This window comes from Corynebacterium sp. HMSC036E10, assembly GCF_001836265.1.
In the GTDB taxonomy this organism is placed as follows: Bacteria; Actinomycetota; Actinomycetes; order Mycobacteriales; family Mycobacteriaceae; genus Corynebacterium; species Corynebacterium coyleae.
Window position 1 is genome coordinate 41,879 of sequence record NZ_KV827932.1, and the last position, 20,411, is coordinate 62,289.

Annotated in this window: 22 protein-coding genes; 2 read left to right on the forward strand and 20 right to left on the reverse strand. The window is 63.1% G+C overall.

Going from position 1 to position 20,411, the window contains the following annotated elements; all coding sequences use genetic code 11:
• The first annotated feature begins 45 nt into the window (after positions 1–45).
• A complete protein-coding gene (locus HMPREF2736_RS12845; RefSeq protein WP_168167605.1) occupies positions 46–273 on the forward strand; it encodes a hypothetical protein in 228 nt (75 codons plus the stop codon).
• Here HMPREF2736_RS12845 and HMPREF2736_RS00955 read toward each other — a convergent pair.
• From HMPREF2736_RS00955 to dacB, 20 genes are all read right to left on the reverse strand, one after another.
• Complete coding sequence (locus HMPREF2736_RS00955; protein WP_070450280.1) at positions 270–1,082, reverse strand: MetQ/NlpA family ABC transporter substrate-binding protein; 813 nt, start codon at positions 1,080–1,082, stop codon at positions 270–272. The two genes, HMPREF2736_RS12845 and HMPREF2736_RS00955, sit on opposite strands and share 4 nt — an antisense overlap.
• A 57-nt stretch (positions 1,083–1,139) precedes the next feature.
• Positions 1,140–2,831, reverse strand: a complete 1,692-nt coding sequence (ptsP, locus tag HMPREF2736_RS00960; protein WP_070828692.1) for a phosphoenolpyruvate--protein phosphotransferase — start codon at positions 2,829–2,831, stop codon at positions 1,140–1,142.
• A gap of 10 nt (positions 2,832–2,841) precedes the next feature.
• Complete coding sequence (locus HMPREF2736_RS00965; RefSeq protein ID WP_070828693.1) at positions 2,842–4,839, reverse strand: glucose PTS transporter subunit IIA; 1,998 nt, start codon at positions 4,837–4,839, stop codon at positions 2,842–2,844.
• Between the two features lie 69 nt (positions 4,840–4,908).
• A complete protein-coding gene (locus tag HMPREF2736_RS00970; RefSeq protein WP_141761567.1) occupies positions 4,909–5,769 on the reverse strand; it encodes a hypothetical protein in 861 nt (286 codons plus the stop codon).
• Between the two features lie 5 nt (positions 5,770–5,774).
• The gene (lysS, locus tag HMPREF2736_RS00975) at positions 5,775–7,316 is read right to left on the reverse strand and encodes a lysine--tRNA ligase (RefSeq protein WP_070820576.1); all 1,542 of its coding nucleotides are present in this window, start codon (positions 7,314–7,316) and stop codon (positions 5,775–5,777) included.
• A gap of 16 nt (positions 7,317–7,332) precedes the next feature.
• Positions 7,333–8,586 carry a hypothetical protein gene (locus HMPREF2736_RS00980; RefSeq protein ID WP_070450286.1) on the reverse strand — a complete coding sequence of 418 codons (1,254 nt, stop codon included), beginning with the start codon at positions 8,584–8,586 and terminating at the stop codon, positions 7,333–7,335.
• 38 nt (positions 8,587–8,624) lie between these two features.
• Positions 8,625–9,422 carry a pantoate--beta-alanine ligase gene (locus tag HMPREF2736_RS00985; RefSeq protein WP_070422484.1) on the reverse strand — a complete coding sequence of 266 codons (798 nt, stop codon included), beginning with the start codon at positions 9,420–9,422 and terminating at the stop codon, positions 8,625–8,627.
• Positions 9,423–9,434: 12 nt separating this feature from the next.
• Positions 9,435–10,136, reverse strand: coding sequence for a 6PGD fold domain-containing protein (locus tag HMPREF2736_RS00990; protein WP_070568718.1), 702 nt, complete (start codon positions 10,134–10,136; stop codon positions 9,435–9,437).
• On the reverse strand, positions 10,137–10,955 hold the full coding sequence (locus tag HMPREF2736_RS00995) for a DUF6779 domain-containing protein (RefSeq protein WP_070828708.1): 819 nt from the start codon (positions 10,953–10,955) through the stop codon (positions 10,137–10,139).
• A gap of 10 nt (positions 10,956–10,965) precedes the next feature.
• Complete coding sequence (locus HMPREF2736_RS01000; protein WP_070828696.1) at positions 10,966–11,433, reverse strand: DUF3180 domain-containing protein; 468 nt, start codon at positions 11,431–11,433, stop codon at positions 10,966–10,968.
• Positions 11,430–11,888 (reverse strand): 2-amino-4-hydroxy-6-hydroxymethyldihydropteridine diphosphokinase, encoded by a 459-nt coding sequence (folK, locus tag HMPREF2736_RS01005; protein ID WP_070828709.1) that lies wholly within the window; start codon positions 11,886–11,888, stop codon positions 11,430–11,432. Before folK ends, HMPREF2736_RS01000 begins: the two co-directional genes overlap by 4 nt.
• A gap of 5 nt (positions 11,889–11,893) precedes the next feature.
• Positions 11,894–12,265: a dihydroneopterin aldolase gene (folB, locus tag HMPREF2736_RS01010; protein ID WP_070828697.1), complete on the reverse strand. Its 372-nt coding sequence runs from the start codon at positions 12,263–12,265 to the stop codon at positions 11,894–11,896.
• A complete protein-coding gene (folP, locus tag HMPREF2736_RS01015) occupies positions 12,258–13,100 on the reverse strand; it encodes a dihydropteroate synthase (protein ID WP_070828698.1) in 843 nt (280 codons plus the stop codon). Before folP ends, folB begins: the two co-directional genes overlap by 8 nt.
• Positions 13,101–13,107: 7 nt before the next feature.
• Positions 13,108–13,683 carry a GTP cyclohydrolase I FolE gene (gene folE, locus HMPREF2736_RS01020; RefSeq protein ID WP_070828699.1) on the reverse strand — a complete coding sequence of 192 codons (576 nt, stop codon included), beginning with the start codon at positions 13,681–13,683 and terminating at the stop codon, positions 13,108–13,110.
• Positions 13,670–16,018: an ATP-dependent zinc metalloprotease FtsH gene (ftsH, locus tag HMPREF2736_RS01025; RefSeq protein WP_070828700.1), complete on the reverse strand. Its 2,349-nt coding sequence runs from the start codon at positions 16,016–16,018 to the stop codon at positions 13,670–13,672. The genes folE and ftsH overlap by 14 nt, the downstream gene beginning before the upstream one ends.
• 21 nt (positions 16,019–16,039) lie before the next feature.
• Complete coding sequence (gene hpt, locus HMPREF2736_RS01030; protein WP_070828701.1) at positions 16,040–16,639, reverse strand: hypoxanthine phosphoribosyltransferase; 600 nt, start codon at positions 16,637–16,639, stop codon at positions 16,040–16,042.
• Between the two features lie 114 nt (positions 16,640–16,753).
• Positions 16,754–17,155, reverse strand: coding sequence for a type II toxin-antitoxin system VapC family toxin (locus HMPREF2736_RS11835; protein WP_083322932.1), 402 nt, complete (start codon positions 17,153–17,155; stop codon positions 16,754–16,756).
• Positions 17,155–17,424, reverse strand: a complete 270-nt coding sequence (locus HMPREF2736_RS01035; RefSeq protein WP_083322933.1) for an antitoxin — start codon at positions 17,422–17,424, stop codon at positions 17,155–17,157. The genes HMPREF2736_RS11835 and HMPREF2736_RS01035 overlap by 1 nt, the downstream gene beginning before the upstream one ends.
• A gap of 50 nt (positions 17,425–17,474) precedes the next feature.
• Positions 17,475–18,362: a tRNA lysidine(34) synthetase TilS gene (gene tilS, locus HMPREF2736_RS01040; protein ID WP_070828703.1), complete on the reverse strand. Its 888-nt coding sequence runs from the start codon at positions 18,360–18,362 to the stop codon at positions 17,475–17,477.
• Positions 18,362–19,618, reverse strand: coding sequence for a D-alanyl-D-alanine carboxypeptidase/D-alanyl-D-alanine endopeptidase (gene dacB / locus HMPREF2736_RS01045; RefSeq protein WP_070828704.1), 1,257 nt, complete (start codon positions 19,616–19,618; stop codon positions 18,362–18,364). Before dacB ends, tilS begins: the two co-directional genes overlap by 1 nt.
• 61 nt (positions 19,619–19,679) lie before the next feature.
• Here dacB and HMPREF2736_RS01050 point away from each other — a divergent pair, with 61 nt between their 5' ends.
• The gene (locus tag HMPREF2736_RS01050) at positions 19,680–20,162 is read left to right on the forward strand and encodes an inorganic diphosphatase (protein WP_070422474.1); all 483 of its coding nucleotides are present in this window, start codon (positions 19,680–19,682) and stop codon (positions 20,160–20,162) included.
• Positions 20,163–20,411: the final 249 nt, after the last annotated feature.

The window sequence follows — 20,411 nt, forward strand, 5'->3', positions numbered from 1 at the left end:
AGGGGATGTTCACCCTTAGCGAACATCCCTGAAATACACACTTTCATGCAGTTTGCAGCCCGGATTAAACGGGTGCCCGCACGCGCCGCACATCACAGAGCGCAGTTGCTTATCGACGCCCACAAACCGGTGATCCGCCAACTCGTCATGGCACAGCGAACAGGCCCAGAGTTTGTGGCAGGACCCGCAGGTATTGGCAATGACGTCGCACTCCGAGTGCCAGTGGGCGCACCGGCCTTGCGGGTCGACGTCGATACCGTGGCTTTTCATTAATTCACCGGGATTACGGAGCCGCTGTACTTCTCGCGGATCCACTCTGCGGTCTCCGGCGAGCTCAGGTCCGCCGCCAGCTTCTCGATGCGGGGATCCTTCGCCGCGTCCTCATTGGCTGCGAGGATATTCACGTACGGGTTGTTCTCCGGACTTTCGGCAATGACAGAGTCCTCCGACGGGTTCAGGCCAATTTCCAGAGCGAAGTTCGAGGTTACGATGACACCGGCGACAGACTCGTCCGACAGCGACTGAATAACCAGGGTGTCTTCGACCGGGACGATCTCAATGTCCTTCGGGTTGTCGGTGATCGACTGCAGGTTGATCTTGGACACGTTTGCCGGATCGATCTCCTGGTCCAGACCGATGACACCGTTGGCCTCCAGCAGGATCAGCGCACGGGCAAGGTTGGACGGCGAGTTATGAGTCACGATCTTCGCCCCCTGCTCCAACTCGTCAATGGACTTGATGGAGTTGGAGTACATCCCCATCGGCTCAATGTGGACTCCGACGATGTTGACCAGGTTCTTGCCAGTCTGAGTATTCCAGTCCAGCAGGTACGGCGAGTGCTGGTAAAAGTTCGCGTCTGCGGAACCGTTGGCCACCGACATGTTCGGTTCCGACCCACCAGAAATGACCTTGACATCCAGCTCGTACTCCGGATTTTGCTCGTCGACGTAGCGCAGAATCTCCGCGTGGGGCGTGGCTTGCGCCAGGACGGTGAGCGGTTCTTCACCGCCTGAATCACTGGAGCAAGCAACGAGGCCAAGGCCAACTGCGGCAGACAAAGCAATGGACGCGAAACGCTTCATGGGGAAGCCCTTTCCCTATTGTGAACAACCTTGTCTGCCAATACTAGACTATGCGGTTCACAGTAGGTCAAGAATTACCGAATCCGCGATCCCAAGCACCGCCTCACGTGCATCTTCAGCGGTCCGGGCGGCAAGGGCAGCATCGGCCATCTTCCGGCAGGTATCCATGTCGTGCAGGCGCAGTGCCGCGCGCACGGCATTGACCTTGCCGGGTGCCATAGATAGCGACTTCACACCAAGGCCGACAAGGACGAGGGCCATGAGCGGGTCGCCGCCGGCCTCGCCACACACTCCGATGGGTTTGCCAGTAGCTTCACCGCCACGGCAGGTCTCGCGGATCATGGACAGCACCGCGGGCTGCCAGGGCGAGAGCAGTTCGGCGAGTTCGCCCTGCATGCGGTCAGCGGCCATCGTGTACTGGGAAAGGTCGTTGGTGCCGATGGAGCCGAAGTCCACAACGTCTAGCACCTGCCCGGCGCGAATCGCGGCCGCAGGGGTTTCGACCATGATGCCCACCTGCTTCAGGCCAGCAGCGCGGGCGCGTTCAGCGAACCACTCGGCCTCCTCGACCGTGGCGACCATGGGCGCCATGACCCACAGTTCGGCGTCCGGCACGTTACGCTGCGCGTTGGCGAGTGCCTCCAACTGGTCGGCGAGCAGATCCTCGCGGGCTTTGGACAGGCGCAGGCCGCGGCGACCGAGGGCTGGGTTTTCCTCCTCGCCAAGGTCCGCAAACGACAGCGGCTTGTCGGCGCCGGCGTCGAGGGTGCGCACCACCACGCGGCGCTCGCCGAAGGCCTCGAGGACCTTGGTGTAGGTCGCGGTCTGCTCGTCCACGCTGGGCGCGGAGTCGCGGTCCAGGAAGAGAAACTCAGAGCGGAACAGGCCGGAGCCTTCCAGGTCGTAGCCCGCAGCCTTCACCGCGTCTTCGGCGGTGCCGATGTTGGCCAGCAGTTTCACGGCGTGGCCGTCGCGGGTGGCGCCGGCGCCGGCGGAGCCTTCCAGTGCGGCGGCGCGGCGGCGGGAGCGCTCGTCGAGTTCGGCGACGTCCTCATCGGACGGGGCGACGATGATTTGGCCGGTGCTGCCGTCGAGGGCGATGCGGGGGTCGTCGACAATCGCATCGGAAATGCCCTTGACCTGCACTGCGGCGGGGATGCCGAGCTGGGCGGCGAGGATCGCAGTATGCGAGGTCGCGCCACCCGCCTCGGTGACAATGCCGAGCACCATCGCCGGATCCAGTGTGGCGGTCTCGGCGGGCGCAAGATCGTGCGCGACCAGCACAGACGGTGCCGTCAGATCCGGCACGCCCGGCTCCGGCAAGCCGCGAAGGCGTGCGGTGGCGCGGTCGCGGATGTCGTAAAGGTCGGTGACACGCTCGGCCATGTAGCCGCCGAGTTTGCGCAGCTTGTTCGCGTACGTCTCCACCGCGTCGTGTACCGCTTTGGTGGGGCCGCTGCCCTTCTTCAGTTCCTTGTCCACCCCGCGGATCAGGCCACGATCCGTGGCCAGCGCCGCGGTGGCCTCGAGCACCTCCTGCGACGCCTTCGAGTTGGCGTGCGCCGCGCGTTCGCGTAACGACGACGCCACCTCCCCCAACACTTCCCGTATCCGCTGACCATCCGCCTCGGGGTTCACGGAGGCGGGCTCGTGGTTATCGATACCCACCGCCGGGGTCACTACCGCGACGGGTCCGCAGGCAGTACCAGCGGACACACCAATGCCGTGAAGAACTGTGCGCTCAGTCATGCCACCGAGCCTACTCGGCGGGCGTGATCTCGAGGATGGCATCTCCAATTTCGACGGTGCCATCGGCCACGTCGTTTACTCCGCCGAGTTTCTTGGAGTTGACCACGGTGGTGATCACAGTGGTGTCGACCCCCTTGGCGGCAATCGCCGGGAAGTCCACCTCCGCCAGTGCGTCACCGGCAGCGACCTCCTGTTTCTTCTCTACCAGCGGGGTGAAGCCCTCGCCCTCGAGTTTCACGGTGTCGATGCCGATGTGCACCAGCAGTTCCGCGCCGTCATCAGTCTTGATGCCGTACGCGTGGCCCGTCTTTGCCACAGAAATCACCTTGCCCGCAGCGGGCGCAACCACGGTGAGTTTGTCATTCGCCGGAATCACACCAACAGCCTGGCCGAGGGCGCCGGAGGCGAAGGCGGCGTCGTTAAGCGCTGCCATCGCCACAACCTCACCAGCGACAGGAGCGAGCACAGTGCTTTCAGTGCTTTGCGACGACCCCACAACCGCAACCGGCTCCTCCTCACGAGCAGCAGCCGCGCGAGCAAGCGCGTCCGCCTTCTCCTCAGGGGTGCGGTAGTCGGTGATCAGGATGATGAAGAACGAGGTGAAGAACGCCACTGCGATGGCGATCATGTAGACCCACATTGGGTCGAACACGAACATGGTCGGGATGGAGGTGAACACGAACGCGTTCGTCTTCACGCCACCGAACGGGGTGCCCAGGATCGCGATAGTCAGGCCGCCGGCGAAGCAGCCGACGAGCATGCGCGGGTAGATCTTCTTAAAGCGCAGGTGGATACCGTAGAGCGACGGCTCCGAAATACCACCCAGCAAGCCCGCGGCAAGTGCGGAACCGGAAGTCTGGCGCATCAGCGGGTCACGGTCACGGATAGACAGGGCGAGCACCGCGGCGGTGGCGCCGAAGCAGGCAAAGTTCCACGCACCCATTGGTCCCTGGATGAAGTCGTAGCCAAGGGAGTTGATGTTTACCAGCATCAACGCGTTGAGCGGCCAGTGCAGACCAAGCGGCACCAGGAACGGGTAGAGCATCGGAATGAGCAGCGCGAACAGGAACGGTGCGTTGCCGTTCATCCATGCCAAGCCAGTACCAATCCAGGCACCGAGCAGGTAGCCGAACGGGCCAATGATGAACGCGGTGACCGGGATCATGACCAACAGGGTCAAGAACGGCACGAACACCATGTGCACGGTAGACGGGATGATCTTCTGCAATCCCTTATAAAGCAACGCAGCGACCGCGGCCATGATCAGCGGCACGAAGACGTTGCCGTTGTAGCCGTTATGGATCATGGGCAGGCCGAAGACGTCGATGACGTCGGTCGGCGCGCCGAACAGATCGATCACTCGCGCATCCGGGTGCTCGGTCAGATCCACGAAGTCCGGGGTGAACAACGCCAGCATGATCGCGGCCGGCACCCACGGGTCGATGTTGAGCTTCTTGCCCGCGTTGTAGGCAACCGCCACCGGCAGGAAGAAGAACACCGAGCCCCACATGGCGTCGACGAACTGCCAGCCCGGCGTCTTCACTTCCGCGTGGAAGTTCACGATCTCAAACGCGTCAAGGAACGCCGCAAACGCAATGATCAGCGACGCGCCCAACAGCACACCCAGGATCGGACGGAACGAGTCCGAGAGGTACTCGAAGAACGCGTCCAGCCACGGCATCTTGCCCTTGGCCTTGTCGCGCTGCTGCTTCTTCAACTCATCGTTGGAAACCGAGCGGCCCGCCATCTCGGGCAGGTTATTGATCGCGTTGTACACCGTAGCCACGTCACCACCGACGATGACCTGGTAGTGGCTGCCGCCCTGGGGGACCGCGCCCATTACCTTCGGGTTTGCTTCGAGGCGGTCTTTGTCGGCCAGGGAGGCGTCGTTGAGTTCGAACCGCAGTCGGGTCGCACAGTGTGTCATCGACGCGATGTTGTCGGCCCCGCCGATTCCGGCGAGGATATCGGCAGCCTGATCCTGCAGGCTCGCCTTAGTGGTCGCCATGCTGATGCTCCTTTCAACCACATGGTTTAGTCACATCAAACGTTAGTTGGTTATAACCACCGTGCACAATTAGCAGGGGTCGAGATATTCCTCACGATCCGACAACACTCGCGCGTTCCCGCCGTAGTCCTTCTTCGCAGCACACAGCGCATCCGTGTCGTGACCAAAGTCGAGATACACCGGGTAGATGTCGTTGCCATCGACCTGTGCGCGAAGCGACGGGCAGTGGCCTGGATAGGTGAACTCAGCATTTCCATCGCCGAGATACGCAATGTCAAACGCAAGCTTGGAGTGTGTCGAGCCAATATCTCCGTCCGCAATTACGGAATCGAGAATGAGAATTCCTCGTCCATCACAATTCGGCGCAGAGATTTGACGCTTGACCCCTTCAAACTGCGCCTCGATAATCACGCCATCGCTGTCGCGCTTAATCCCCCAGTTTGGGTCGAGTGTGCTCGATGTCGGCACAGGGGTGGAAGCCTTCGCCTGCTTCTTGTGCGGCGGCTCCTGACCAGGCGGGTATACGCCGCAGCGTGGCTCCTTATCCGCCAGGGATTCGGGAACGCCGAGCTCCTCAAGACGACCCGGGTTAAAGCACGGCCGCGCCATACCCATGCCGTCCCACACGCCGTCCGGCTCTACTTCTACCCAGTGCTTGCCATCCCACTGCGCGAGGATGATGTTGCCGGAATTCGGAACTCCGGGACGAGTGAAGCCACCTTCGCAAGGACCATACAGCTCAAACTCTTCAAGCCCTGGCGAATTTTTGATTGCATCAGTGGAGCAATCCGGTGGGGGCAGCTGCGACGTTGTTGTGGTTGGCGTGGTAGGCACCGTTGGCTCCGCAAGCTCTGCTTGTTCACTACTGCCACAGCCCGCCAACGAGGCTGCGAGGAGTACTCCGGCTGCTGCGAGGGGCCAACGGCGCATCGTCGTTACGCCTCCGGCTTCACCATCGGGAACAGGACGGTCTCGCGGATACCCAGGCCGGTCAAGGCCATCAGCAGGCGGTCCACGCCCATGCCGCAACCTGCTGTCGGCGGCATGCCCTGCTCCATAGCGGCGAGGAAGTCCTCGTCGAGCACCATGGCCTCGTCGTCACCATGCGCCGCCAGGCGGGCCTGGTCTTCGAAGCGCTCGCGCTGGATCACGGGGTCGATGAGCTCGGAGTAGCCGGTGGCCAATTCGAAGCCACGGACGTAAAGGTCGAACTTCTCGGTCACACCCGGCTGCTCGCGGTGGTCGCGGGTCAGCGGGGAGGTCTCCACCGGGAAGTTAATGACAAAGGTCGGCTCATAGAGCTGGTCGGAGCAAAGCTCCTCCCAGATTTCCTCAACAAGCTTGCCGTGCAGCCAGCCTGCATTCTCCGGAACCTTCAGACCGATAGTCTCAGCGATGCCCTTGAGTTCCTCCACGGAGGAATCGATGGTCACCTCAGGCTGGCCCGGGAACTTACGCTGCAGCGCCTCGTTGAGCGATGGGTACATCTCCAGTACCTTCCACTCGCCGCCGAAGTCGTACTCGGTGCCGTCAGCCAGCGTGACCTTCTGGGAGCCGAAGACTTCCTGGGCACAGAACTGGACAAGACCCTTCATGGTTTCGGCACCGTCCTTGTAGGTGCCCCACGCCTGGTAGGTCTCCAACATGGTGAACTCCGGCGAGTGGGACGAATCCACACCCTCGTTGCGGAAGTTCTTGTTGATCTCAAAGACGCGCTCCAGGCCACCAACAACGGCCCTCTTCAGGTAAAGCTCCGGCGCGATGCGCAGGTAGAGGTCAATGTCCAGCGCATTGGAGTGGGTGACAAACGGACGAGCCGCAGCACCGCCGTGCAGCGTCTGCAGCATCGGCGTCTCAATCTCCACAAAGTCCAGGCCCGTCAGGTACTTACGCACCGCGGCCATGACCTTGATGCGGGTCATGGCGTTCTTGCGCGCATCCTCGCGCATGATCAGATCCGTGTAGCGGCGACGGACGCGCTGCTCCTCGTTCATGTCCGCAAACGCGACCGGAAGCGGGCTCAAGGCCTTCGAGGCCATGTGCCAGGACTGTGCCTGGACGGAGAGCTCGCCTCGTCGAGAAGCAATGATGCGCCCACGAACCGAGACAATGTCACCCAGGTCCGTGTCAGCCTTCCACTGCGCGAGGGCTTCCTCGCCCACCTCTGCCAGCGACAACATGACCTGCAACTGGGTGCCGTCACCCTCCTGCAAGGTGGCAAAGCAGAGCTTGCCGGTGTTGCGCTGGAACATGATGCGGCCGGCGACGGCCACCACATCCTGGGTTTCCTGGCCGGCCTCAAGGCGGGTCACACCGTCGCCTTCGCCCTCTTCAACGACCTGGTACTTCGCCCGCAGGTCCTTCAGCGAGGTCGTACGGTCAACTTCGACGGGGTAGGCATCACGGCCCTCGCCGATAAGCCGTTGCCTCTTCTCCCGGCGGATTTGCTGCTGCTCTGAAAGATCCTGCGTACTCACGCCGGTCAATCGTAGTCTATTGGCAAAGCGGAAGATCCAGACGCTGCTCTTCCGAGTTCAAACCGTTAATAATCATGAGGTATTCAGGCTTGTCCTGCGGCACCATCACATAGGCAGGCGGGTTCGCGTCCGGCAACTCATAGGAGTTCACGGTGCACTCACCGGAGCCCAGAACGACGGCCTCGCGCGGGTCCGGCACCGCATCGTCGCGGTCATACTCGTCGGCGTACTTCACCACAGACACGCCCAACTCTGCGTTGGCGCAGCGGATCTTGCCTTCCTGGTCCGGATCGGTCGAGCCGTTCTCGCAGCGCAGGTCCTGCCAGCCCTTCTGGCCGGACTTCTTGGACACGATATCCGGGTACTCCTCGGCGATCTGCGCCTCCGCACCCTCCCAGGCCTCGCCGCGGTTGGCGGACCAATACCACAGTGCCGCAATAGCGATGAGCAGTAGCGCCAGGATCGCGATGATCCACGGCCACGGGACTTTCTTCTCGTTCGTCGCCGCCGGGCGGGTGTAGTTGCCGTCCGGGCCGTACGCGTACGGCTCAGGGCGCTTGCGATAGCCGTCCTCCGGGTTGGGAGCAACGTCGATGTTGGACGCCTCCTGGGGCGCCTCGCCCACCGGCACCATATGCAGCACATCCGCACAGGTGCGCACGCCCTCGCGTGGGGCCTCGCCCGTCATCAGACTGACCACGCTGGCGAACTTGTCCACATTCGCCTTGGCCAACTCCTCATCCGAGCCAACCGCGTCGGTACTCGGACCAACCAGGGTGAGCTTCACCGGGGTGGTCGACCACTGCGGCTGCACCAAAAGTCGCTCCGGCGAAATAGAACGGGAGACGAACCCGGACAGGCCCTTGAGGTCGTAGTCATCGATGGCCTCGACCACCGGGGCGAGCAGGTCACGCACTTCCTGCTGGGTAAACGTCGCGCCCTTCTCCGCAATGAGGTCGCTCAGCGGCGTGCCGGTTGCGGCCTCGCGCAGGACGAAAAGCTGCCCTTCGTCGGTGGTACCCACACTGCGCGGCTGGAACGCGCCCGGATGCGCCGCCAGCGCGAGGCGGCTGTTGAGCGTGTTCACGTCGGCGCCGAGGTGTTCCGCCACCTTCGTGTCAAAGACCTCCACCTCTACGGCGTGGCCTTTGTCGTCCGACGCGGTGTACAACGTGGACGTTTCAGTACGGCCGCTTTCACGCACCTGCTCAGGGGTGAAGGCGAAGCCGAAGCGGTCGGCGAGGATTCCGGCGATGTTGGGCACAGACATGCGCCGCATTCTACCGCCTGCGACCGCAGCCCGTTCGGCTACCTATCTTCTTCGATGTGCTTGAAGCCAATCCCGAGCGGCAAACCGACGTTGTCGGCCAGGCGCACAGGGCCGAGGTCGACGGCGGCGAGGAGGCGGGCGTCGCCACGCTCGGGCGCTTCGCGCATTGCCAGGTCGCGCAGCTCAAGGTAGGCCGGTTCAAGGCCTTCGGCGGCGAGCACACCACGCACGGTTTCCAACACGACCTCGGCGCCCTGCTCAGCGGCGTGGGCACCTGCGGTCAGCGCCGCAGGCAGTGCGAGAGCTGCCTCGCGCAGATCCTCCGGCACGTCGGCGTTGCGCAGCGACACCGCCAGCCCGTTCGGAGTACGCACGGTGGGAACCGAGTGCAGTTTGACCTCCATACGCAGGCCAGAGACCGCATATTGCGTGGCGACGAGCACCTCAAAGTCCTTCTCCCCCAACACCACATCCGTCGCATGCGAGGCGTTAATCGCAGCAAGGATGCGCGCCACCTCGCGCTGCGTGTGCTCCGGGTCCTCCAGCGGATCCACCCCGGAATCCACCCGCACCTTGGTCTCCAGCGGGCCGTGGAACACCACGTCCACCTTCTCCTCGGCGAAGATGTCCGGCACCTCGTCGCCAGTAAACGTGACCACGACGTACGAGCCGAGCAGCGACTTCGCCGCACGGATTAGCTCAATGTGACCCGCGTGCACATCGCGACCCAACGGCACGACCACAACGGACTTGCCAATCTTGCGAAACGCCCGCCCGTACGTTGCCAGCAGCGCCTCATCCGTAACGACGACTGCCTTACCTGCCTCAAACGCCATCTATCTTCCCCTTTATCTTCCCTCGTATTTCTGAATAACCCACAGTTCCGTATCCGTGTCCTGCTCCATCTCACCGCGTCGGCGCTGCAGATCCACAAACAGCCTGCGCACCCCGGGTTCCGGCAGTGCGTCCAGCATCCGGTCCAAGTCGTTGACGCTTTTTGCGTATCGACGACCCGACGCCGCCTCGATGAACTTCTCCGCCACCGCCTCAAACGCAGGAACCGTATCGATGAGCAGCTCGAGCGCGTCGTCGCGCACCGTCGCTTCCAGCGCGCGAAGTTCTTGGGCGGCGGCGATGGTGGGGCGGACGGTGTCGTCGATACGCATGCTCGTGCCGCCGATCTCCGCGATGAGCAGCCCCACGACGGTCTCGCCGAGTTCGTCCGCGGCGGAGGTGACCCAGATGTTGTCGAAGAGGTTGTGGGCGCACATGGTGATGGCCTGGGACGTTTCGACGTCGTCAAGCAACTGCGGGCCTTCCTCCAACGCGGTGTGGAGGAACATCTGCTGCGGGCGCGCGTAATCAGCCAGGATTTCTGCGGCGGCGCGGATATCGTTCGCGGAGCCGTCGATGAGCACGAGGTCCACGTGCGCGATTGCGCCCGGGTCGGTGTTGATATCGATCGGGCGCACGGTGTGCCCGGCGCGCTCCATGTCGAGAGCGAGTTGGCTGTGGCCGGGGATTGCGCCTACGAGCAGGCGTGGCGCCATTTACTTCCCCCGGCGGGCGAGCAGTTCAGCGACGGAAATGGAGTTCTCGCGCTCGTCACGACGACGGCGGCCCGAACGGTGCGGCTCCTCCTGCGGTTCCGGTTCCGGGGTTGGCTCCGGCTTGAGTTCTGGCTGCGGTTCTGGCTTTGCTTCTGCTTCCGCTTGCGCCTTTCGCTCGCTGATCAGGTCAGACAGCGGGTTGCGTGCGGGACGGCCGGACGGCTGGGTGCCAATGCGGCCAGCGATCGCATCCGAGCTCGGCGCACCTGTCGGACGCACGCGGTCGAGCACAACCGTGTCGTCGGTCGACGGCGACGGGCGCGCAGGTTCCGGCTCCGGCGTTGGTTCCGGCTCCGGTGTCGGCTCTGGTTCTGGTTCTGGGGTGCTCTCCAACTCGGAGATGCGACGCGCAGAGGCGCGCACGGCGGCTGGCTCGTACTCGAAGACGCGGCCGTTGAGCTCCTCCAACTGTGCTCGCAGTGCCTGGATCTCGTCCTGCAGCGCGCGAAGGGCTTCCATGTCCACCGCGGAACCCTCGCCCTGCGGCAGGGCGGCGATGACGGCCTTGTGGCGCTCTTCCTGCTCGCGGACTTGCTCGCGGGCGGCTTCGGCGTCCCGGGTGGCGTCGTCACGCTCGCGGCGGCTGCGGAAGTTCAAGATCAACCCGGCCGCTCCGGCCCACAGCGCGAAGATCAACGCGATCTTCAGCGCGTTGGCAGAGTTGGTAAACAGCATGACAACGGTGCCAATTACGGCGACAACAAAGGGGACGATGACCCACAGGGTTGCGCTGTCACTGGATGTGTTTTTGGCACTCATGCTCAACACTCTAGCCAACCCCCTGCCCGTCGGCGGGTGGCGACACCTCGCAGTTTTTCTCCAGCACCAACCCGGCCACACACAGCGCGATGCCGCCGAGGGTGCCCACGGTCAGCGGCACGACGTCCTCGGATGCGGCCGCCAGCACGTCAAGTTTGCGCACCACATACATCAACGCGCCTGCATACATGCCGCCGCAGATCGCACCCGCCCACGCGCTGGCCTTGCCGAACACCATGAAGTTCGCCGCCTGCATCGGGTTGAGTTGGCTCCGATCCAGCCCCACCTGGCCGTCCTTGCGGCGCTTATGCACCACCCACGCCAGCCACCCAGCCACCGCAGCGATGCACCACAGCGACAGCGGCACGATCAAATCCAGCGACTCCAACCAGCTGTAATAACGCCGCACCACAATCAACGCAGCTGCGGCACTGAAGCCAGCGGCGGCGATAAGGCCTTCGATCGGCGTGCGCTTCATAGTTTGCGCACCTCTTGATCCTCCAGGCCATCGAGCAATTCGCGTATCGACGACCCCCTCAACTCCGCACCCGGATCAATCTCCAACCACGGCTCGAGCACAAACTGGCGCAGGTGCGCGCGCGGGTGCGGGACCGTCAGCACCGGGTCGTCGGAGGTGTAGCCCTCGATCCAGACAATGTCCACGTCCAGGGTGCGAGGGCCCCAGCGCTCCACGCGCACACGGTCGGCCTCGTTTTCCAGGCGCTGGCAGCGCTCGAGCAACTCGTGCGGGGTTTGGTCCACCTCCACCAGCAGGCTCTGATTGAGAAAGTCCGGCTGGTCCGTCTTGCCCCAGGGGGCGGTGGCGTAGACGGAGCTGGCGGCAACGGTTTCGCTCACGAACTCGTCCACAACCGCGCGCAGGTGCGCACGCGCATCACCCATGTTCGATCCGGAGGACAGCACTGCGCGCATGGGCATCACATCCGTTTCCGGGAGCGGCGAGCCACTACTGCGACGTCGTCGAACACTGCCGGGATCGGCGCGTGCGGCTTGTGCAGAGTGACCTCGATGGCCTGCAGCACGTCGTAGGTGCGCATAGCGGTCTCTGCGATCTCGACAACCACGGTCTCAATCAACTGGCGTGGCGTACCGATGGCAATGGCCAGCGCGGTGTCGGCCAGTTCGGCGTAGTTGACGGTTTTGGTCAGGTCGTCGTCACGCGCGGCGTCTGCAAACTCCAACCAGCACGTGATGTCCAGCGAGAACGCCTGGCCAAACTCGGTTTCGTGCTCCAGCACGCCGTGGTTGGCGTGGAATTGCAGCCCTTTGAGTTCGATGCGGTCAGCCATGGTTCCACCTTGCCACCACATCCACCGCGTCGCGCGAGACCGCAACCTCGTGCACACGCACGCACCACGCGCCGGCCTGGGCGGACAGTGCGGTCACAGCAGCGGTGGCCGGGTCCGCATCCACCGGCGAGTGATCCAGACCGCGGTCGGCGCGGATCTCGGTGAGGAAGCGCTTGCGCGACGCGCCGACAAGAATCGGGAACTCGCCGGCAATGAACTCCGGCAGGGCGTTGAGCAGCGCCCAGTTATCGGCCGCGGTCTTAGCAAAGCCCAACCCCGGGTCCAGCGTGATCTGCTCCTTGGCCACCCCCGCGGCCAGGGCGTTCTCGACGAGTTCGGCCAGCACCTGGTGGACATCCTTGACCACATCCCCGCCGTGGTCGGCCGCACCCGAGGCATTGACAAACGCGTCTGCGCGCCAGTGCATGAGGCACACCGGCAGCTGCGTTTCCGCCATCACCCGGTACATGTCCTCATCCGCCAGGCCGCCGGAGACATCGTTGATCAGGTCCACGCCCTCTTCAGCTGCGGCCTTCGCGGTGGCGGCACGCATCGTGTCAATCGAGGTCCGGATGCCATCCTCGTGCAACGTCCGGATCACCGGGCGAATGCGCTCCGCTTCCACCTCCGCGGGAACGCGGGTGGCGCCGGGTCGGGTGGATTCGGCGCCGACGTCGATAATGTCCGCGCCCAACTTCACCAACTCGTGGGCATGGGCGATGGCATCGTCGGTGGCGAGCCACTTGCCGCCATCCGAAAACGAATCCTCCGTGACGTTGACAATCCCCATCACACTCGTGCGTCCGGGCAGTGTCAGGTCGGCGACAGTGGTCATTGGTGTTCTATCCCCTAATCAGGCTCATGACCTCGGCACGCGAGGCCGCGTTCTTCTGAAATCCTCCACGCACCGCGGACGTGGTCGTCGTCGCACCCGGCTTCCGAATTCCACGCATTGCCATGCACAAGTGCTCGCATTCGATGACGACGATCACCGCAGACGCATCAAGCTTTTCGACGATCGCGTCCGCAATCTGCGCCGTCAACCGCTCCTGCACCTGTGGGCGCTTCGCATACATATCCGCCACACGGGCCAGCTTGGACAGGCCGGTCACCTTGCCGTCCGGGCCCGGGATGTAGCCAATGTGGGCCACGCCGTAGAACGGCACGAGGTGGTGCTCGCAGGTGGAGTAGATCGGAATGTCACGCACGAGCACCAACTCGCGGTGGTTTTCCGAAAAGGACTTCTCCAAATGCACCTTCGGGTCCTCGTGCAGGCCCGCGAACACCTCAGCGTAGGCACGCGCCACACGCGCTGGTGTTTCCACGAGCCCTTCGCGGTCCGGGTCTTCCCCCACCGCAATGAGCAGCTCACGCACGGCGGCTTCGGCGCGGGCCTGGTCAAACTTAGACGTCGTCATCGTCGTCCCTCCTGTGCTTCGGCTCCCGCGGCTCGCGCGGCAACTGGGTGGTCTCGTCTTCAGACGCAGTCGGACGGGTCTCCGGCTCCGGACCACGCGCCGGGTTGTCCGGGCGCTCGTGCTCCGGCAAACGGAAGCCGATCTCCTCGGTCTCCCGGGTTGGGTAGTTCTCCGCACCCGGGTGCTGCTTCGGCTCGGGCTGCTGTGGTTTGGGCCCGCCCACGTAGGTCCAGTCCGCCGGTGGTTTCTCACCGCGGTACTGCGGGGCCTGGCCCTTCGGCGGCTGCCAACGCGTGGAGCTCTTCTTCTCCGCTGCCTTCTCTTCCGCCTCGCGTTCCTTGCGACGACGCTCACGCGTCGCCTTCGACGCCTCCAGGATGGAGAAGCGCTTCGGCGGCTCCTCGCCACGCTCCTTAGCAATCTCCACCGGAGTCTTCACCGGCTCGCGACCGATCTGGCGGCCGAAGCGCACGTCGTGCTCCGGCAAGGTCGGGCGTTGCGGCTCGATCGAGTCGAAGATCTCCTCCAGATCGCCCCGACGCAGGGTTTCCTTCTCCAGAAGCTTCGAGGCCAACGTATCCAGCTCGTCGCGGTAGCGCTCGAGGGTTGTGTAGGCGACCTTGTGGGCTTCGTCGAGAAGCGCCTGCATCTCCTCGTCGATCTTCGCGGCGACTGCCGGCGAGTACTCGAGCGTGCCGCCGGAGCCTCGGCCGGAGAACGGATCGCCCTGCTCCTGGCCGTACTTCACCGGGCCAAGCGAGGAGGTCATGCCGTATTCGGTGACCATCGCACGTGCGATCTTCGTGGCCTGCTCGATATCGTTCGAGGCACCCGTGGTCGGAGCGCCGAAGACAAGTTCCTCGGCGGAGCGGCCACCCATGGCGAACACCATGCGGGCAAAGAGTTCGTCGCGGGTGTACATGCCTTTGTCGTCCTCGTCGGCCGTCATGGCAAAGCCGCCGGTGCGGCCGCGGGCAAGGATGGTCACCTTGTACACGCGCTCGATGTCCTTGAGCGCCCACGCGGCCAGCGTGTGGCCGCCCTCGTGGTAGGCGGTGACCTTCTTCTCGTGCTCAGAGATGATCTTGCTGGATCGACGCGGGCCGCCGATCACGCGGTCCGTGGCCTCCTCCAGCGCATCCGCGGTGATCACGTTGCCGCCGATGCGGGCGGTGAGCAACGCGGCCTCGTTAAGCACATTCGCCAGGTCCGCACCCGACATGCCCGCGGTGCGCTTGGCCAAAGCATCCAGGTTGACGTCCTTGGCCAACGGTTTGTCCTTCGCGTGCACCTTCAAAATCTGGGCACGGCCCGCGAGGTCCGGGTTGGATACCGGAATCTGGCGGTCGAAACGGCCCGGGCGCAAAAGCGCGGGGTCCAGGATGTCCGGACGGTTCGTCGCCGCCAGCAGGATCACGCCCTCGCGGCCGGAGAAGCCATCCATCTCCACCAGCAACTGGTTCAAGGTCTGCTCGCGCTCGTCGTGGCCGCCACCCATACCGGAGCCGCGCTGGCGGCCAACGGCGTCGATCTCGTCGACAAAGATGATGCACGGAGCGTTCTCACGCGCCTGTTTGAACAGGTCACGCACGCGGGAGGCACCCACACCAACGAACATCTCCACAAAGTCAGAACCGGAGATGGTGTAGAACGGCACGCCCGCCTCACCAGCAACAGCACGCGCAAGCAGGGTCTTACCGGTGCCCGGCGGGCCATAGAGCAGCACACCACGCGGGATCTTCGCGCCGAGCTTTTCGTACACGCTCGGGTCGGTGAGGAAGTCCACCACTTCGTGGAGTTCGTCGACGGCCTCGTCGGCACCCGCCACGTCATCGAACGTGTTGGTCGGGTTGTCCTTGGTCAGCTGCTTCGCCTTCGAACCACCAATGCCAAACGGTCCGCCGCCGCCCGACTGCATGCGATACATGAAGTAGAACAGCAAGCCGAACACCAGGATCATCGGCAGCATGAAGCCCAGCATGGACATCAGGAACGAATCCTGCGTCACGTTCGTCTGGTAGGAATCCGCCTCAGCCTCACGCACCGCCTGGAACACATCCGGCGCGGTACGAGCCGGGTACTGGGCAGAAATTGCCTCGACCCCCTCGCGCTCGTCCACAGTAATCGGCTCACGCAGATCAATACGCACCCGCTGCTCACGGTCATCGATCTGCACTTCCTCCGCGTTATGTTCGCGGAGCTGCTGCATCGCCACCGACGTATCCACGTCCTGGTAAGCGCGCGTATCGTCCCCGATCAGCGTCAGCAAATAGAGCACAATAAGCGCGATGGCGCCCATAATGCCCCACCGCATGACGTTTTTATTTTTGCTCATAAACCTTTGTTCTAGTCGGCTTTACTCAGCGTCCGAGTACACGCGCGGATGCAACGTGCCCACGTACGGCAAATCACGGTAGCGCTCCGCGTAATCCAGGCCGTAGCCGATCACAAACTCATTCGGGATATCAAACCCGATATCAAGCAAGTCGATCTGCGCCGTCTGCACATCCGGTTTGCGCAATAGAGTAACGACCTCAAGGCTCTTCGGGTTCCTGTTCTTCAAATTACGCAGCAACCACGACAAGGTCAGACCCGAATCGATGATGTCCTCAACCACCAGCACATCACGGCCAGCGATCTCCTTATCCAGGTCCTTCAGAATGCGGACCACGCCGGAACTCGTCGTCGAGTTGCCGTAGGAGGACACCGCCATGAACTCCATCTCAGCCGGGATAGACAGCTTGCGTGCAAAGTCCGTCAGGAAGAACACCGCCCCCTTCAGCACACACACCAAAATGAGGTCCTCTTCAGAGTCGCGGTACTTCTCCGAAACCATATCCGCCAACTCCTGGATACGCTCCTGCAGCACCTCCTCACTGATCAGGATTGCCTCCACGTCGTCGCCGTAACGGTTCGGCGGAACGTTGAAATCCTTCGTGTCGTGCAACTCAGTCATGGGCTGGCCTTTCCCTTTCGCTGTGCCTCGCGGACGTCACGCAGTTCACCTGCGCGTAACTTCCTCATCTTGCCACTAGATTCCTACAAGGCACAACCACCTGGGACATTTGGGCTAGGTCAGGCGCCAGTTCTCAAGACGTAAACCTTTAACTCGAGAGAACTCGCCAGTGTTTGCCGTCACTAACACAAGGTCATTCGCTAAAGCCTGCGCGGCGATCCAACGGTCGTTGACCCCAATAAGTTGTCCGCGCTCCGCAAGATCAGCTGTTAGATCCGCATAACGATGCGCGACACATTCACTGACTCCGCATTGATCAAATCCACCCACCAAGTTTTCAACTACCCGACAAGCAAGCTCAGCGTCACGCGATCGAGCGGCACCCAGATACAACTCACCCAGCACAACAGTAGAAACACGAACTGAACTCGGCAAAACTGTAAGAAATCGCTGGTTAACCTCTTCTTGCTTTCCGCGCTCGAGGTCAATCCAGGCATTGGTATCCAAGAGATACATCAGCGAAAACCCAACTCGTCGTCACTCAAAAGGTCATCGTCAAGCCACTCATCGGGGTCCTCCAGAATGCCGTCTTCGATCCCCTCAGCAGCCTGAAACTCTCGAAGGCGTCGAACAACCTCACTCATTGATGCCTCAACAGGCTTCAGCAGCAAACCTCCAGGCACCTGCTCAATGGTTACCTCGTCAGCATCCAAACGATAGCCAGCAGGAATGCGCACCGCCTGACTGTTTCCTGATTTAAATACTCGCGATGTCACCTTTTCCATGCGAAACCTCCCAAGAGTGTGTATATACAGAGAATATATACAAAGCGACGCTACTGCACAAGGACCAGTTTCCCGTCGACTCGCGCCACCGCACGCCCGCCTCCGACCGCGATCGGCCCCTGCCCGTGCCAGTTGGTCACCAGCGCTTCGATCGCCGCAAGTTGGTCGCCTTGGACCCGCACTCCTTCATCCAGGAGCCATCTTGCTAATCGACGACACCTCACCGGCCCCGCATCCCCCTCCAACTCCACACACGACGTGGTCGGCGTGAGGTCCGCGAGTTGCTCGATGAGCGCCTGGTCGGCTGCGATCCGATTCGCGGTGGCTGCAAGCGCCGGCACGGCATCGCCGCCCAGCAGGTCGCTCAGCGCCGGGATGATGCTCTGGCGCATTGCTACGCGACGATACGCCGGGTCGTCATTCATCGGATCGTTCCAAACTTCGAGCCCGAGTTCCGCGCACGCCCAGACGGTGTCTGCGCGGCGGATGTTCAGAAACGGTCTGACGATGTGTCCGTTGCGCTGCGCCATGCCCGACGGGTTGCCCCGCAGTGCGCCAAGCAGCAGAGTTTCTGCCTGGTCATCGGCGGTATGCGCGACCCACACGTCGCGGCCCTGCTCGAGCAGCGCGGCGTAGCGGGCCTCGCGCGCGGCGGCCTCAACGTTGCCGGGACCTACAGTCACGTTGGCGACCGTAGAGGCAAACCCGAACTCGCGCGCTACGGCCGCGGCGCGCTCGGCGACGTCGGCCGATCCGGGCTGCAAACCATGGTCCACGACCATCACCGAGACGTCCTTTTGCTCTGCTGCTGCTGCCGCAACCAGCGCCAACGAGTCCGGCCCGCCCGACAGCCCGATCACCGCAGGCCCGTCGAAGGGGCGCACGGCTTGCCTGCACGCGAGGAAGTGCGGGGAGCGGCGCGGCCAAAACGGTTGCATTAGAACTCGCGCAGCGCCGAGGTGAACTCGTCCATGGCCCGGCGCGCCGCGAGCACGTCGGCGTCGTTGCAGATCAGCGCAAACGTATAAATGTTGCCGTTCACGCTGGTCACCGTTCCGGCCAGCGAGGCGGTGCCGTCGAGCGTGCCGGTTTTCGCGCGGACCCAGCCACGCCCCGGGAGGTCGCCGTAGCGGTCCGCCAGCGTGCCCTCGCCTGCTGCAACCGGCAGTGTTGCCAGAAGCGGGCGGAGTTCGGGTTTGGTCGTAGCTTCCACGAGCACACTATCCAGCACCACCGGCGGGATACGGTTGTCGGTAGACAGGCCCGAGTTGTCCGAGAGCGCCACACCCGACGTATCAATGCCGTGCTCCTGCAGCAACGACAGCGTCGCCGACGGCGCGTCCTTCACCCCGCGCGCGAGCGCGACCTCACGCCCGATCGCCTCGGCGTAGACGTTGTCGGATTCCTTCATCATCATCTCGAGGCGCTCCACCAGCGTCGGCGATTCCACCTCAGCGACGACCTCGGCGTCGGTGGGGGCCTCGCGCACATCCACCACGCCCGCGCCGAGGCGATTCGCCAGCGCCTGCGCTACGTCGAGGGCCGGCGTGTGCGAACGCGGCACGTCGCCAGACGTCTCCCCGTCCAAGCGCCCACCGGACAGCATCGCGGGCTGCAGTGGTGCGACGTAACCGCCGTCAATATCCAGCGGGTCCCAGCCCGGCATCATCTCCGGCATGCCAGCCCAGGCGGACGTATCCACATACACTTCGGACGCCTCACCGATCTGGCCCGCCAGCTCGTCGAGTGCCTCGGCGTCCAACCACACGTCGCCAGCCGCCTTGATCGTCACCGCACCCGAATCCGCAGCGCGCACCACCTGCGTTGTAATCGTGTCGCTCTGTCCCAACTCGATCAGCGCCGCCGCAGCCGTCAGCACCTTGGTCACCGACGCCGGGCGCAACGCATCCCCCGACGCCCGATCAAACACCACGTCGCCGCCCGCCGCGGACACACGACCATGGAACTGCCCCAAACCAGGATTCTCAGCAAGATTGGTGAGGGTTTGGGTCAGCAAGGTGTCGTCGATAAGCGAAGGCTCTGCAGGCACAAGCGGAAACGCCGCCTGCTCAAGCCGAAACGCCGGCGCATGCTCAATCCGCGACAACTGCTCATGCGCAGCCACACCAAACCCAGCAACACCACCAACCGCAGCCAACGCCAACGTGCCCGCAACCCAAGTCCATACCTTCATCGGCAAAAAGCGTAGCCCACGTATGATGATTTGCGGACAATCACCGAACGAAGGAGATCCCATGTCTATTGAGGTCATCATCGAAATCCCCAAGGGCTCGCGCAACAAGTACGAGTTCGACCACGAAACCGGCCGCGTCTACCTCGACCGCTACCTGTTCACCCCGATGGCATACCCGGCCGACTACGGCTACATCGACAACACTCTTGCCGACGACGGCGACCCACTCGACGCCCTCGTCATCCTCCCCGAACCCGTCTTCCCGGGCGTCACCGTCAAGGCCCGTCCGCTTGGCGTATTCAAGATGACCGACGAAGCCGGCGGCGACGACAAACTCCTCTGCGTCATCGACGACGTCCGCTACGACCACTACCAGGACATCGACGACGTCTCCGACTTTGTCAAGGACGAAATCGAGCACTTCTTCGTCCACTACAAGGACCTCGAACCGAACAAGGAAGTCACCGGCTCCGGCTGGGGCAACAAGGCAGAAGCCGAGAAGATCCTCCAGGCCTCCATCGACGCATACAAGGGCGACAAGTAAGTCGTTTCTTGTTTTAATCCCGGGCTCCGCGACTGTGCGGGGCCCGGTTTTTGTTGTTCTGTGGTGGGTTTTCTGGGGTTTTCTGGGGTTTTGCGCAGTCGTCTAGCTCCCCCTCAGGTGCAGCTAGACGATCAGGGAGTGGGCTTCACATTTCCCCAGGTCATGTTGAACATGATGGTCACTATGTGTGTGATCGTCTGGTTGGCCTCGCGGCGAGCTAGACGTGTTATGTCCATGAACATTTTGGAC